Raw genomic sequence first — 15232 nt, 5'->3', positions numbered from 1 at the left:
TCGCTGTATTTTATGAAGCATAGCGAAACGCAAGCCGGAGTCGGGTTTCTAGACGGCGGATGGCTTGCCGCGCTGGCGCGCGATATGGCGGTAGACGGTGCTGCGATGCACGCCCAGGCGCCGCGCGGCCTTGGACACGTCGTGGTCGCAGGCCTTGAGCGCCTCGTCGATGGCGTGGCGGGTGATGGCCTGCAGCGGGCCGGCCTGGGGTGCCAGTGCGGCTTCGGTGGCTGCGTCGGTCGTCGGCGCGGCATGCGTGCCGAGCAAGTGCGCGGGCAGCGCCGCAGCCGTCACCGAATCGCCGGTGTCGGCCAGCGCGACCACCGCGCGCAGCGTGCTGCGCAGCTCCCGCACATTGCCCGGCCAGCGGTAGGCGGCCAGTGCCTCGAGCGCGTCGCTCTCCAGCCGCAGATGCTTGGCCGCGCCGCCCGATTCGAGGAACAGCCGCGCGATCAGCGTGTGCCGGTCGGCGCGCCGGCTCAGCGGAGGCAGGGCGACGGTGAAGCCCGCCACGCGATACATCAGGTCGGCGCGGAAACGGCCGGCCTTTACCAGCGCCGGCAGGTCGCCGTGGGTGGCGCAGACCAGGTCGAAGTCCACTGCCACGCCCTGGCCGCCGCCCAGCGGCGTGACCACGCGCTCTTCCAGCACCCGCAGCAGCCTGGTCTGCAGCGCCAGCGGAATCTCCGCGATCTCGTCGAGGAACAGCACGCCGCCGTGCGCTTCGCGGATTCGGCCCGCCATGCCCTTGCGCCGTGCGCCGGTGAAGGCGCCTTCGTCGTAGCCGAACAGCTCCGACTCGATCAGCGTCTCCGGCAGCGAGGCACAGTCGACCGCCACGAACGGGCCCGCGGCGCGGCGGCTCGCGGCATGCAGGCGGCGCGAGAACACTTCCTTGCCGCTGCCGGTCTCGCCGTTGACCAGCACCGACACGCCTTCGTTCAGCACGCGCACGGCCTTGTCGAGCAGCGGCAGGATGTCGTCGGCCTCTGGTCGAGCGGCTCCAGTAGCCGCCGGTGCGTCGGCGCGCCGCGCCATCGGCCGTGCGCCGCCGCGCGTGCTCGTGCGCTCCATCACCGTGGCGATCTGCCGCCCGCCCGGCAGTGTCAGCAGGCTGCGGCGGTGTTCCATGCGGGGCCAGTTCGGGCCGAGAAAGTCCCTGGCCTCCAGGTCGAGCAGGCCGTCCCACGAGCGGCCGAACAGTTCCAGCGCCACGCGGTTGGCGGCGACGATGCGGCCGCCCTCGATCACCATCAGCCCCTCGCGCGCGGTGCCGATCAGTGCCGGCCGCGCATGGAAGCGCAGCACATGGCCCTGTGCCTCGGCCAGCAGCATGCGGTGCTCCACCTGCTGCGCGGCCATGCGAACCAGTCCCAGCGCATGCGTGTTCACGCGCACCGTCTCGCCCGAGATGTCGAGCGCGCCCGCCAGTTCGCCCCGGCCGGTGAAGATGGGGGCCGCCGCGCAGCCCAGCGCGCCGTTCTGCGCCAGGTAGTGCTCGCCGCCCAGCACCATCAGCGCCTCGCGCTCGGCCAGCGCGGTGCCGATGGCGTTGGTGCCGCGGTTGTTTTCCGACCATTCCACGCCGGGCTGCAGCGCGATGCGCTCGGCCTTGGGCAGGAAGTCGGGGCTGCCTATTTCCTCGAGGATCAGCCCGCTGGCGTCCGACAGGATCACCACGCAGCCGTTGCCTATGGCGTGCTCGGCCAGCCCGTCGAGTTCGGGCTGGGCGCAGTCCAGCAGCCGCATCGACTGCTCGCGCCGCTCGCGCAAGAGGGCCAGCGCCATCGGTGCCGGGTCGATGTACTGGTGGTCGACCGGGCGGCTGCGCTGCCAGGAGCGCGAGATGTGCGGCGCGATCCACGGTGCGGGGTCGCGGCCCTGCACGAAGAACATTTCACGGGCCTGTTCGACCCTGACCGATGGCCACTGCGCTTCACTCATGCATGTCTCCGGTTGTCTGCCGTTCGCGGTGCATTCGCCTTGTGCGACATCCTAGTCGCTATGTTCGCGCGGACATGTCGCAGATTGCGAATGAAAACCCGCTGCACGGTGCCTTTGCCAAGAGGAAGTACTCAGGGAATGTCCCGATCCCGGCGGGTACGTGGCTTGCGGTTGTCCGTGCGGGTCGCCGCATGTCGCGGCGCCACCACCAGCAAATGGAGACAAGTCATGGACATGCTCGAACCGGGCAAATTCGGTACCGCGGTGCCGTTCAAGAAGCGCTACGGCAACTACATCGGCGGCGAATGGGTCTCGCCGGTGGACAACCAGTACTTCGAGAACATCACGCCCGTCACCGGCAAGGTCTTCTGCGAAGTGCCGCGCTCCACCGCGGCCGACATCGACCGCGCGCTCGACGCCGCGCACAAGGCCAAGGCCGCCTGGGGCCGCACCTCGACCACCGAGCGCGCGAACATCCTGAACAAGATCGCCGACCGCATCCAGGAAAACCTGCCCATGCTCGCGGCCGCCGAGACCTGGGACAACGGCAAGCCGATCCGCGAAACCATGGCGGCCGACCTGCCGCTGGCGGTGGACCATTTCCGCTACTTCGCCTCGTGCATCCGCGCGCAGGAAGGCGGCATCAGCGAGATCGACCACGAAACCTTTGCGTACCACTTCCATGAGCCCATCGGCGTGGTCGGCCAGATCATTCCGTGGAACTTCCCGATTCTCATGGCCGTGTGGAAGCTGGCGCCCGCGCTGGCCGCCGGCAACTGCGTGGTGCTGAAGCCCGCGGAGCAGACGCCGGTGTCGATCCTGGTGCTGGTGGAACTCATCGGCGACCTGCTGCCGCCGGGCGTGCTGAACGTGGTGAACGGCTTCGGCGTGGAGGCGGGCAAGCCACTGGCGTCGAGCAACCGCATCGGCAAGATCGCCTTCACCGGCGAGACCACCACCGGCCGGCTGATCTCGCAGTACGCGAGCCAGAACCTGATTCCGGTCACGCTGGAGCTGGGCGGCAAGTCGCCCAACATCTTCTTCGCCGACGTGATGGACCGCGACGACAGCTTCTTCGACAAGGCGCTCGAAGGCTTCGCGATGTTCGCGCTGAACCAGGGCGAAGTCTGCACCTGCCCGTCGCGCGCGCTGATCCAGGAGTCGATCTACGACCGCTTCATGGAGCGCGCGCTCAAGCGCGTGGCGGCCATCAAGCAGGGCAGTCCGCTCGACATGGCCACGATGATCGGCGCGCAGGCCTCCAGCGAACAGCTCGAGAAGATCCTGTCGTACCTCGACATCGGCAAGCAGGAGGGCGCGAAGGTGCTGATCGGCGGCGAGCGCCAGAAGCTCGAAGGCGACCTGGCCGACGGCTACTACGTGAAGCCGACCGTGTTCCAGGGCCACAACAAGATGCGCATCTTCCAGGAAGAAATCTTCGGCCCCGTGGTGTCGGTGACGACCTTCAAGGACGAGGAAGAAGCCCTCTCCATCGCCAACGACACGCTCTACGGCCTGGGCGCCGGCGTGTGGAGCCGCGACATGAACCGTGCCTTCCGCATGGGCAAGGGCATCCAGGCGGGCCGCGTGTGGACCAACTGCTACCACCACTATCCGGCGCATGCGGCCTTCGGCGGCTACAAGCAGTCGGGCATCGGACGCGAGAACCACAAGATGATGCTCGACCACTACCAGCAGACCAAGAACCTCCTGGTGAGCTACAGCGAGAACAAGCTGGGCTTCTTCTGATGACCGGCGAAGTCCTGCGCGTCACCGCGACCGATGCCGCGCTCGCGTTGATCGACAGGCTCGCCGCCAAGCACGGCCCGCTGATGTTCCATCAGTCGGGCGGCTGCTGCGACGGCAGCGCGCCGATGTGTTACGGCCAAGGCGAGTTCATCGTCGGCGACTACGACCGCCTGCTGGGGCACATCGGCGGCATGCCGTTCTACATCAGCGGGCCGCAGTTCGAGTACTGGCAGCACACGCAGCTGATCATCGACGTGGTGCCGGGACGTGGCGGCATGTTCTCGCTGGAAGGGCCGGAGGGCGTGCGTTTCCTGACGCGCTCGCGGCTCTTCACGGACGAGGAATGGGCCGTGCTGGAGGCCGAAGAAGCTAAGTAAGCCGGAGAGGGCGCTGCGGCGCCGATAGACTGGGGTGTTTTTTGACCCACTCCCAAGGAGCACCCCATGAAGATCAGCGCACGCAACGTCCTGTCCGGCAAGGTCATCGCCATCGTCCGCGGCCCGGTGACGACCGAAGTCACCCTGGAGATCGCACCGGGCGTGCAGATCGTCTCGACGATCACCAGCAATTCGGCCGATTCGCTGAAGCTCAGCGAAGGGGCGAACGCCTATGCGGTGATCAAGGCTTCGAGCGTGATGGTGGGCACCGACTGAAGGCCTCGCCTAGTTCGACGAGGCGAACAACTGCTTCACCAGCAGCTGTGTCGCCGGCGACAGGATGGCTCCCGTCTTCGTCGCCATCAGCAATCGCCGCGTGGCCCACGCATCCCTGAGCCGCACGACTTTCAGATCGAGTGCCGCCACCTGCGCCTTGCACGCCGCGAGCGGCACCACGCCGATGCCGAGGTTGGCCGCGATCATGTGGCACATGGCGTCGAAGCTGCGCACCTGCACGCGCAGCCGCATCGGAACGCCGGCCTGCTCGGCCGCGCGTGAAGTGAGCTCCAGCAGCGAGCTGCTGCGGTTCAGCCCCACGAATTCATGCGCGAGACAGGTCTTGAAATCGACCTGCTTCGCTCGCGTGCGTGCCAGCGGATGCTGCCTGGCGCACAGCACCACCAGCTCGTCGGTCTGGAACGGCGCGACGTCGAGGCCGTAGGCGGGCGTGTTCTCCGCGAAGACGCCGACGTCGGCGAGGCCGTCGACCAGCGCGCGCACGATGTCGCCGCTGAGCTGCTCCTCCACTTCCACGCGGATGTCGGGATGCTGCGAGAGGAAGGTCGCGAGCGTGGTGGGCAGGAACTCGGTGAGCGCCGACATGTTGGCCCACAGCCGGACATGGCCGCGCACGCCGCTGGAGTAGTCGTTGATCTCGCTGCTGAACTGCTCGAAGCCCTGGAAGAGGCGCATCGCATGTTGCATCGCCACATGGCCGGCGGGCGTGAGCGCGATGCCCTGCGCACTGCGTTCGAGCAGCTTCGAACCGGTGGCCGCCTCGAAGTCTGAGAGCCTGCGGCTCGCGGCGGACAACGCAAGGTGGCAGGCCTCCGCGCCCTTGGTGATGCTGCCCGACTGCGCCACCGCGCAGAACAGCCGCAGCGTGACGAAGTCGACGCGCGCGGGATTGATCGGGTTGGCCATCAGCGGATTCTAGGGAGCGCGCAAGTGCCGAAAGTCACCATGCATTCGTGCTGAGAACCAAAGGGCTCATTTGACATGATATGTCGGAAAACCTATAGTGAATCCGTCGAAGCAAAGCTCGCTTCCATCGGTATCACAACCATAAGGAGAGGTATGCAATCACTGCTCGATCAACTCAAGGGGCTCGACGCGCTGGCCGGTGCCGCGATGGGGGGACTGCCCGTTCAGCTGCAGCCCATTCCGGGTCACACGCCGGTGGTCCAGGTGAGCATCGAGGGGCGTGACGAACTTCCGATCTTCGTCACGAGTTCGGACATGCAGATCATCTGCATCTGCTACCTCTGGACCGAAGAAGAAGTGAAGCCCGCGCGCCGCACCGAGCTGCTCGAATCGCTGCTCGACCTGAACCCGTCGGTGCCGTTGTCCTCGTTCGGCCGGGTCGACGGACGCTACGTGCTCACCGGTGCGCTGGGCCGCAATGCGAGCGTGGAAGACATCGCACGCGAAGTGGCCGTGCTCAGCGACAACGCGCTCGATGCACTCGACGCACTGTCCGAATTCCTGAACTAAGCGGAGGTCCCATGACAGTCATCAAGAAGCTCGTCACCCTGCTGCGCGGCAGCGCGCGCGAAATCGGCGAGAGCGTGGTCGACAGCAATGCGACGCGCATCTACGAGCAGGAAATCATCGACGCCAAGCACAGCATCGAGAAGGCCAAGGGCGATCTCACCGGCGTGATGGCCAAGGAGATGCAGTCGGCCCGCGAGATCGAGCGGCTCAAGAACGAAGCCGCACGCTACGAAGGCCTGGCGCTCGAAGCCCTCAACAAGACGCAGGAAGGCCTGGCGCTCGACGTGGCGGCCAAGGTGGGCCTGCTGGAGCAGGAACTCGAGGAACAGGCCAAGGCGCATGCCTCGTATGCGCTGCAGGTGTCCCGGCTGAAGGAGCTCATCAAGTCGGCCGAAGCGCGCATTCGCGAGCACGAGCGCGAGATCGGCATCGCCAAGACCACCGAGAGCGTCTACCGCGCCACGCAGTCCATCTCCGAGAACATCGGCAGCGGCGGCTCGCGGCTGGCCAATGCGCGCGAATCGCTGGAGCGCATCCGCGCGCGCCACGAAGACCTGTCCGACCGCATGACGGCCAGCCAGCAGCTCGAGAACGAGTTCGGCCACGGCGCGCTCGAGAAGAAGCTCGCCGCCGCGGGCATCGGCAACGAGGCAGACCGCACCGGCAAGGTGATGGACCGCATCCGCGCCCGCCAGGCCAACCCCTCGGGGACCGGAGCGCAATAAGCATGCGCGCCAAGCCGGTTCGCTGGCAGGGCTCCGACGAGGCGATACGCGCCGTGCAGGTGGCGTTCGACGTGGAAGAGGCCGTGCTCGAAGCCGTGCGCACCGCGGCCTTCGAGCAGCATGTGTCCACCTCGGACCAGATCCGGCAGGTGCTGGGCCTTGCCACCACGTCGAAGCCCAAGCGCCCGCGCCTCACGGTGTCGCTGAGCGCGGCCGACTACGAATTCCTTGCCAAGCGCTACGGCCTGGCAACGGACGACCGCCTGGCCATCAAGGAGAAAGCCACGCGCGACCTGATCGCATTCGCCAGCAAGGCTGGCTCTGGCACAGTGACAGAGAAGAAGAGCACCGGCACGGGAAGGCCGGGCCGCAAATAGAACAACGAACAACAACCCGCACGCGGGAGGATCAATGGGCGATTTCATGGGAGCGGTGACGGGGTACCCCACCGCGATCTACACGGTGCTGCTGGGCGTCGTGGTGATCTACTGGGTGCTCGCGATGCTCGGCATGGTCGACATCGAACACAGCGGGCTCGATGTCGATGTCGGCGTGCACACGCACGCGGACGGCGATGCCAACGACGTCGGCCATCTTGCGAGCTACGTGGTGGCCTTCGGCCTGAACGGCGTTCCGTTCTCGGTGGCCGTGAGCCTGCTGGTGCTGGTCTCGTGGACGGTCTGCTGCCTGGGCGGCGAGTGGCTGCTGCCGCTGGTACCGACATTGCCGCTTCAGTTGCTGGCCGGTACCGTGCTGCTGGTAGCCAGCGCCGTGATCGCCATTCCCGTCACCGCGGTGGCGATCCGTCCGCTGCGCGGTTTGTTCGTGAGCCACACGGCCGTGAGCAACGCCGCGCTGGTCGGCCAGCTCTGCCGCGTCGTCACCGGCGTGGTGAACGAGAAAGACGGCCGCGCGGAAGTCGCGCGCCGCGGCGCCAGCCTCAACATCCGCGTCTGGGCCACCGCGCCCAACTCCCTCAAGCGCGGTTCGCAGGCGCTGATCCTCGAATACGACGAGGTGGCCGGCCGCTACCTCATTGCCGCGCAAGACGACGCCACCGTCTGAGCGCCTTCGCGGCGCCGCATCGCGCCGCGTGCCTTTCACCTGTTTCTTTCGCTCTCAAAGCACACCTGGAGAAAAAATGGAGCCCATCATCTTTGCCATCGTCATACTGGCCGTGGTCATCCTCGGCCTGTTCGCGATGTTCGCCAAGTTCTATCGCAAGATCGAACAGGGCCACGCACTCATCGTGAACACGCTGCGCGCGGAGCCCGAGGTGACTTTCACCGGGCGGATGGTGTACCCCATCATCCACAAGGCCGAGCTGATGGACATCTCGGTCAAGACCATCGAGATCGACCGCTCCGGCAACGAGGGCCTGATCTGCCGCGACAACATCCGCGCGGACATCAAGGTGAAGTTCTTCGTGCGCGTGAACAAGACCGCCGACGACGTGCTGAAGGTGGCCCAGGGCATCGGCTGCGCGCGCGCGTCGAACCACGAGACGCTCGAAGAGCTGTTCTCCGCCAAGTTCTCCGAAGCGCTGAAGACGGTGGGCAAGTCGATGGAGTTCGTCGACCTCTACCAGGCGCGCGACGGGTTTCGCGACCAGATCATCAGCCAGATCGGCAACGACCTCTCGGGCTATGTGCTCGAAGACGCGGCCATCGACTTCCTCGAGCAGACGCCGCTGTCGGAACTGGATTCCAACAACATCCTCGATGCGCAGGGCATCAAGAAGATCACCGAGTTGACGGCCGTGGAACACGTTCGCACCAACGAGCTGCGCCGCAACGAGGAAATGCAGATCAAGAAGAAGAACGTCGAGACGCAGGAAGCGCTGCTCGAACTCGAGCGCCAGCAGGCCGACGCCACCGCGCGCCAGCAGCGCGAGATCGCCAGCGTGCGTGCCCGTGAAGAAGCCGAGACCGCCAAGATCCAGGCCGAGGAGCGCACCAAGTCCGAAACAGCGCGTCTCGTGGCCGAACAGTCCGTGTCGGTGCAGCAGGAAAACGTGCAGCGCGAAAAGGAAGTGGCCGAGAACAACCGCAAGCGCGCCGTGGCCGTGGAAGAAGAAAAGGTCATCCGCGCACGCGATCTCGAGATCGTCGACCGCGAGAAGGAAGTGACGCTGCAGCGCATCGAGAAGGACAAGGCCGTCGAAGTGCAGAAGAAGGCCATTGCCGACGTGATCCGCGAGCGCATCGTGGTCGAGCGCACGGTGGCCGAGCAGGAAGAAGCCATCAAGGAACTGCGCGTGGTGGCCGAGGCCGAGCGCACCAAGAAGTCGGTCGTGATCATGGCCGAGGGGCAGGCCGAGGAAAAGATGGTCATCGACCTGAAGCAGGCCGAGACGCAGGAAAAGCGCGCCCGCCACAAGGCGGCGGAAGAGCTCACGCTGGCCGACGCCAAGCTCAAGATCGCCGAGCGCGACGCCGAATCGAAGAAGCGCGAAGCCGAAGGCGTGGAAGCCATCACGGCGGCGCCGGGCCTGGCGGCCGCCAAGGTCGAGATCGCGACCGCGCAGGCCAAGCTCGCGAGCTTCGAGGCCGAGGCCTCGGGCAAGGAGAAGCTGGGCCTGGCCGACGTGCATGTGCGCCAGGCCGATGCGGACGCCATCCTCAAGGCAGGTCAGGCCGACGCGCAAGTCATCGAGGCCCGTTCGCAGGCCGAGGCCGCCGGCATGCGCGCCAAGTTCGAGGCCGAAGCCTCAGGCAAGGAAAAGCTGGGCCTTGCCGAAGTCAATGTGCGCACGGCCGACGCCGAGGCCACGCTCAAGTCAGGCCAGGCCGATGCACAGGTCATCGAGGCGCGCTTCGGTGCCGAGGCCAAGGGCCTGCACGAGAAGTTCGAGGCCATGAAGTCCATGAGCCCCGAGACCCGCGACCACGAAGAATTCCGCATGCGCCTGGAAAAGTCGCACATCGAGACCCTCAAGGGCATCGACGCGCAGACCGCCATCGCCAAGGAACAGGCCGAGGTGCTGGGCACCGCGCTGGCCAACGCCAAGATCGACATCGTGGGCGGGCAGGGCGACTACTTCGACAGCTTCGTGCGCTCGCTCTCGGTGGGCAAAGGCATCGACGGCGTCATCTCCAAGAGCAATGCGCTGCAGGTTGCATTCAAGGACCAGCTCTCGGGCGAGCGCGACGTGGTGAAGGACCTGCGCGACATCGTCGGCGCGCTCGGCAGCTCGTCGGGCGAAATCCAGAACCTCAGCGTGGCAGCGCTCATGAAGAAGATTTCCAGCGACGGCAGCGAGAGCCAGAAGGCCGCGCTGCACAACCTGATCTCCAGTTTCCGTCCGCTGAACGGAGACGCGCGATGAGCCGGAGCCCGACCCATTCCCGCCAGAGTGAATCGCTGTCACTGCTGCGCGCGGACTGACCGCGCCGACCTATGCACCCAACGGATGAAACGGGCGCACCGCCCGGCGCTCCAGCGCAACCGGCCGCCTCCGACCCGTCGGCCCAGACCGAGGCCCTGGTCTCCGGCAGCGGCAGCTACGAGCTGCTGAAGAAGCGGCTGGAAACACAGGGCGAGGGCCTGCAGGAGAAGACGCAGGAGCTCAACGAGCAGCGGCTGGCCGAGTTCGGCCGCTCCGACCAGACCCTGATACTGCGCACCCGCGCGCGTACCGAGAACAACGCGGTGGCGCGCGACCTGGTGCGCATCGGCGACCTGCTGCTGCTGGGCTACAACGTGTTCATCGGCCTGCGCAAGGAGACCGCCGTCGGCGACGTGTTCGGCCTGTACCGGCTGGTGTCGCCGGACGAGGCCGGTGCCGAGAGCGACGAACTGCAGCCCGTGCCGCTGGCCGGTACGTTCCTGGAAGACGCGCGCTTCGCGTCCGACTTCCGTGAGCTGTATGCCTACTACAAGCAGGCCACGCTGGTGCAGCTGCGCGTGACGCAGGACAAGCTGCTCGCGGCTTTCCAGATCGGCCAGCAGATCACCGACGTGCGCGTGTTCCGCTGGGCCATCGAGCGCGATGGCCGCATCAGCTATATCGACAACCGGGGCGAGCGCGACATCGCCTTGCCCGCGAGCCACGACTTCGAGTGGACCGTGGCCACGCGCGAAGACCACGTGGGCGGCAAGCATCCGCACGTGAACGTGCTGGACACGGTGTTCGTCGAGACGCTGGGCGGCGACCTCACCGTCAAGATAGAGAACAACACCGAGACCGGCCTGGGCATCTACAGCGAGCCCGTGGAAGACCGGAGCCAGTCGCTGACCGACGCCGAGATTGCCTGGGCCAAGCTCGGCATGCTGATCCTCCTGCGCGTGAAGCCGTACCGCGAGCAGGTCACGCGCTACCTGGTGTTCAACATCCGCACGCAGCAGGTGGAGCGCATCGACGCCATCGGCGGCTCGTGCGTGCAGCTGCCGGAAGACCACGGCATCATCTTCCCGGGCGGCTACTACCTGCAGTCGGGCGAGCACAAGCGCTTCGACCTGCCGGCCGAGACGGTGGAAAACCTGCGCTTCAAGCGCATGCTGCGCTCGCCCAACGGCGAAGACGTGGCCTACATCTTCTACGACCCCAAGCCGGGCCGCTACGCGCTCTTCAACTACAACCTGATCGACAAGAAGCTCGCGACGCCGATCATCGCCAACGGCTACGCGCGCTTTGCCGACGGCCGCATCCTGGTGTTCCACGACAACTCGGGGGAGCCTTCGCGCGTGCATCCGATGCAGCTGTGGCAAACCCCGTTCGCCAGCGAAGAGCACGTGAGCGCGCAGCCGCCCGCCACGGGCTTCTTCGGCAAGATCGGCAACGCCGAGCTGGTGCGCGGGGTGAGCGACCTGATGGGCATCGCCCGCGCGGTGCGCGAACAGGCGCCGACCAAGGCCGCATACGAAGACCTGATCCGCCAATGCACCCGCGTGAGCGACGCCTACTTCTGGCTCGACGCGCCGGAGGCTGCGGGCCTGATGGGCGAACTGCGCAGCATCGCCGAGGTGGCGCGCAGCACGCTGGCCGAGTTCGAGAAGGTCGATACCATCCGCCGCGAGACAGCGCGCGCACTGGCCCGCGCGGAAGACGAGCAGCATGCGTTGCTGGTCGACATCGCCAGCACGATCTGGCGTGCCCCTGACGATTTCGTGAAGGCGCTGGCGCGGCTGCGCGAGCGGCGCGGCGCGCTGCAGATGCTCAAGGAACTGCGTTATGCCGACCTGCCGCGCATCGCCGCCATGGACGCAGCGCTGGCCACCGAGCAGCAGCGCATCGGCGAGCGCGCGATGCAGTTCCTGGCGGCCGACACGGCCTTCGCCGGTCAGCGCCAGGCACTGGACAAGCTGGCGCTCGAGCTGCCGAACCTGGCGACCTCGCCGGCGCTGGGCCAGCTTCTCGCCACGCTCGACGAACAGGCGGCCGGCCTCGATTTGCTGACCGAACAGCTCGGCAGCCTGCCGGGCGGCGACGCTGTGATCCGCACGTCGATCCTGGACCGCATCTCGCTGATCTACGCTGACATCAACCGCATGCGCGCCGATGCGCGCGCGCGGCGCAAGTCGCTTGGCGCGACCGAGGCGCGGGCCGAGTTCGGCGCGCAGTTCAAGCTGTTCAGCCAGGCGGTGGAAAACGCGCTGGAGTTCGCCGACACGCCGGAGAAGTGCGACGACGCGCTCACGCGCCTGCTGGCGCAGCTGGAAGAAATCGAAGGCCGCTTCGCCGAGCAGGAAGACTTCCTGCGCGACATCGCCGAGAAGCGCGAGAACGTGTACGAGGCGCTCTCCGCGCGCCGGCAGAGCCTGGTCGATGCCCGCCAGCGCCGCGCGCAGGGCGTGGTCGACGCGGCCGGCCGCATCCTCGACGGCATTCCGCGCCGCATCGCGCAGTTCGGTGAGCTGACGCAGGTCCACAGCTATTTCGCGGCCGACCCGATGATCGGCAAGCTGCACACGCTGATTGCCGACCTGCGCACGCTGGGCGCGGCGGTACCTGCCGACGAATTGGACACGCGCTTGAAGACCGCGCGCGACCAGGCCCTGCGCGCGGTGCGCGACAAACGCGAGCTGGTGAGCGAGGGCGGCGACACGCTGCGGCTGGGTCGCCATGCCTTCACGGTGCACCGCCAGCCGGTCGACCTGACGCTGGTGGCACGCGAAGACGGCATGGCCTACCAGGTCACCGGCACCGACTACCAGAGCCCGGTCGACGACGAGCGGCTGCGCGAGCTGCACGGTTACTGGAACCAGTCGCTCGTGTCCGAGACGCCGGAGCTCTCGCGCGCCGAATACCTGGCGGGCCGATTGCTCGAATCGCTGCTGGACGGCAAGGCCGAGCGCAGCTGGACCGACGTGCGCACGCTGCTGGCCGAAGACCCGCAGCATCCGCAACTGCTGGAGATGGTGCGGCGCTTTGCCGCCGCGCGCTACCAGGAGGGCTACCAGAAGGGCATTCACGACGACGACGCGCTGCGCCTGCTCGGTGCGCTGGTCGCCATGCAGGACCAGGCCGGCCTGCTGGCCTGGGGTCCGACCGAGCGCGCGCTGGCGCTGCTCTACTGGCAGCACGGCCACCTGATCGCGCATCGCGAGTCGCTGCTGCGGCGCGCCCGCGCGGCGATGCAGATGAGCGAGATGTTCGGGCGGCGCGACGCGCTCGAGCAACTCGAAGCCGACACGGCGCGCTCGCTCAACAACTTCGTGCGCGACGTGCTGCCCGATCTGCTGCCGTTGGCCGGCAACGCCACGCAGCAAGAGCGCGACACGCACGACGGCCGCGTCGCCACGCTTTGCGAGCAGGCGGCGGCATACCTTGCGCGCGAGCTGGCGGCGCATGCCGGCGAAACCTGGGTGGTGTCGGGCGCCGGCGAAGACCTGGCCGCGACGCTGCTGCGCGAACTGGAGCGCGGTGGTCGCCGCGATGCATGGCAGGCGGACCTCGATGCCGCCCCGCCTGCCGAGCGCTGGCGCCTTGCGCGCGACTGGGTGCATGCCTATGCGCTGCATCAGTCACCCGAGTCGATCGACTGGGTGGACGACGCAGCCAGCGTGCTGGCGATGCCGCTGCAGCGCACGCGCGTGAACGTGGCGCTCGACCGCACGGTCGAGGGGCTGCGCGGGGAGCATCCGCGCGTGGCCGACGGCCGCATGACGCTGAACCTCAACGACTTCTGGCGGCGCTTCCTGTTCCATGCCACGCATGTGGTGCCGGGTTTCGAGGCGCTGGGCAGCCTGCGCCACGAGCTGCTGGAGCGCGAGAAAGCGCGCCTGAAACTCAGCCAGTTCCAGGCCAAGCCGCTGTCGACCTTCGTTCGCAACCGGCTGATCGACGAGCTTTACCTGCCCATCATCGGCGACAACCTGGCCAAGCAGATCGGCTCCGCGGGCGAGGGCAGCCGCACCGACCGCATGGGCCTGCTGCTGCTGATTTCGCCACCCGGCTACGGCAAGACCACGCTGATGGAATACGTGGCCGACCGGCTGGGCCTGATCTTCGTGCGCATCAACTGCCCGGCGCTGGGCCACGGCGTCTCGGCCATCGACCCCGCCAATGCGCCCAACAGCGCGGCGCGGCAGGAGCTGGAGAAACTCAACCTCGGCCTGGCGATGGGCAGCAACGTGATGCTGTACCTCGACGACATCCAGCACACGAGCCCGGAGTTCCTGCAGAAGTTCATCGCGCTGGCCGACGGCACGCGCCGCATCGAAGGCGTTTGGAACGGCGAGCCGCGCAGCTACGACATGCGGGGCAAGCGCTTCGCCATCGTGATGGCGGGCAACCCGTACACCGAGTCGGGCGACGTGTTCAAGATCCCGGACATGCTGGCCAACCGCGCCGACATCTACAACCTGGGCGACGTGCTCTCGGGGCGCGAAGCAGCATTTGCGCTGTCCTACATCGAGAACAGCCTCACGTCGAACCCGACGCTGATGCCGCTGGCCTCGCGCGACCCGAAGGACGTGCAGTTGCTGGTGCAGATGGCGCAGGGACACGAGGTGCCCAGCAGCGCACTGTCGCATGCCTACAGCGCGGTCGAGCTGGAAGAGATCAAGACGCTGCTGCAGCGCCTCTTCCGCGCACGCGACCTTTTGCTGAAGGTCAACCTTGCCTACATCGAGTCGGCCGCGCAGCAGGAGGCCTACCGCACCGCGCCGCCGTTCAAGCTGCAGGGCAGCTACCGCAACATGACCAAGCTGGCGGGCAAGATCACCGCGTTGATGCGCGACGACGAGCTCGACGCGCTGCTGCGCGACCACTACCGCGGCGAGGCCCAGACGCTGACCACCGGCGCCGAGGAAAACCTGCTGCGCCTCGCGCAGCTGCTCGGCAGCCCCACGCCGGAAGAGAGCGCGCGTTGGCAGGTCATCTGCGAGGAGTTCGTGCGCCAGCGCAAGCTCGGCGGCGCAGACGTGGACGGCAGCCAGCGCATTGCCAGCAGCATGCTCGACGTGGCGCGCGCGGTCGACGGGCTCAAGCCGGTGCCCGTGCCGCCCGCCGAAGGGCCGAGCGACAGCCAGCGCCTGGCCGACGCCATGCTGCAGATCGCCGTGACCTACCGCGAGCTGATCCTGCCGCTGGTGACGGCGACTGAGCGCCGCCTGGAGCTCGACCGCTCGATCACGCACGACATGAAGCGGCTGTCCGCGGAAATGCAGGCTGCCCAGGCCGTGCCGAAGCGCACGCCCAAGAACGGCAAGGAGGAGTGA

11 protein-coding genes are annotated in these 15232 nt (G+C 67.2%); 9 read left to right on the top strand and 2 right to left on the bottom strand.

Annotated features, from left to right (window positions below; genetic code table 11):
* Positions 1-48: 48 nt before the first annotated feature.
* On the bottom strand, positions 49-1944 hold the full coding sequence (locus tag L3V85_RS22550; RefSeq protein ID WP_237674928.1) for a sigma-54-dependent Fis family transcriptional regulator: 1896 nt from the start codon (positions 1942-1944) through the stop codon (positions 49-51).
* Between the two features lie 228 nt (positions 1945-2172).
* Between L3V85_RS22550 and adh the strand changes: the two genes are divergently transcribed.
* The 3 genes from adh to L3V85_RS22535 all read left to right on the top strand — a co-directional run bounded on the left by adh (position 2173) and on the right by L3V85_RS22535 (position 4346).
* Complete coding sequence (adh, locus tag L3V85_RS22545) at positions 2173-3693, top strand: aldehyde dehydrogenase (RefSeq protein ID WP_237674927.1); 1521 nt, start codon at positions 2173-2175, stop codon at positions 3691-3693.
* On the top strand, positions 3693-4070 hold the full coding sequence (locus tag L3V85_RS22540) for a DUF779 domain-containing protein (RefSeq protein ID WP_237674926.1): 378 nt from the start codon (positions 3693-3695) through the stop codon (positions 4068-4070). Before adh ends, L3V85_RS22540 begins: the two co-directional genes overlap by 1 nt.
* Before the next feature lie 66 nt (positions 4071-4136).
* Positions 4137-4346 (top strand): TOBE domain-containing protein, encoded by a 210-nt coding sequence (locus L3V85_RS22535; protein WP_237674925.1) that lies wholly within the window; start codon positions 4137-4139, stop codon positions 4344-4346.
* A gap of 9 nt (positions 4347-4355) precedes the next feature.
* On the opposite strand, the gene L3V85_RS22530 is transcribed toward L3V85_RS22535, so the two are convergent.
* Complete coding sequence (locus L3V85_RS22530) at positions 4356-5273, bottom strand: LysR substrate-binding domain-containing protein (RefSeq protein ID WP_237674924.1); 918 nt, start codon at positions 5271-5273, stop codon at positions 4356-4358.
* A 153-nt stretch (positions 5274-5426) separates the two neighbouring features.
* Here L3V85_RS22530 and L3V85_RS22525 point away from each other — a divergent pair, with 153 nt between their 5' ends.
* From L3V85_RS22525 to L3V85_RS22500, 6 genes are all read left to right on the top strand, one after another.
* Positions 5427-5843, top strand: a complete 417-nt coding sequence (locus L3V85_RS22525; protein ID WP_237674923.1) for a YjfI family protein — start codon at positions 5427-5429, stop codon at positions 5841-5843.
* 11 nt (positions 5844-5854) lie between these two features.
* The gene (locus L3V85_RS22520; RefSeq protein ID WP_237674922.1) at positions 5855-6568 is read left to right on the top strand and encodes a PspA/IM30 family protein; all 714 of its coding nucleotides are present in this window, start codon (positions 5855-5857) and stop codon (positions 6566-6568) included.
* Between the two features lie 2 nt (positions 6569-6570).
* Positions 6571-6945 carry a hypothetical protein gene (locus L3V85_RS22515; RefSeq protein ID WP_237674921.1) on the top strand — a complete coding sequence of 125 codons (375 nt, stop codon included), beginning with the start codon at positions 6571-6573 and terminating at the stop codon, positions 6943-6945.
* Positions 6946-6979: 34 nt separating this feature from the next.
* Positions 6980-7633: an OB-fold-containig protein gene (locus L3V85_RS22510; protein ID WP_237674920.1), complete on the top strand. Its 654-nt coding sequence runs from the start codon at positions 6980-6982 to the stop codon at positions 7631-7633.
* 76 nt (positions 7634-7709) lie between these two features.
* Positions 7710-9896: a hypothetical protein gene (locus L3V85_RS22505; protein ID WP_237674919.1), complete on the top strand. Its 2187-nt coding sequence runs from the start codon at positions 7710-7712 to the stop codon at positions 9894-9896.
* A gap of 71 nt (positions 9897-9967) precedes the next feature.
* Positions 9968-15232, top strand: a complete 5265-nt coding sequence (locus tag L3V85_RS22500; RefSeq protein WP_237674918.1) for a DNA repair ATPase — start codon at positions 9968-9970, stop codon at positions 15230-15232.

Source organism: Variovorax paradoxus (genome assembly GCF_022009635.1).
Lineage (GTDB): Bacteria > Pseudomonadota > Gammaproteobacteria > Burkholderiales > Burkholderiaceae_C > Variovorax.
The sequence above is the reverse complement of the archived record's forward strand: the minus strand, read 5'-3'. Positions and strand labels throughout refer to the sequence as shown.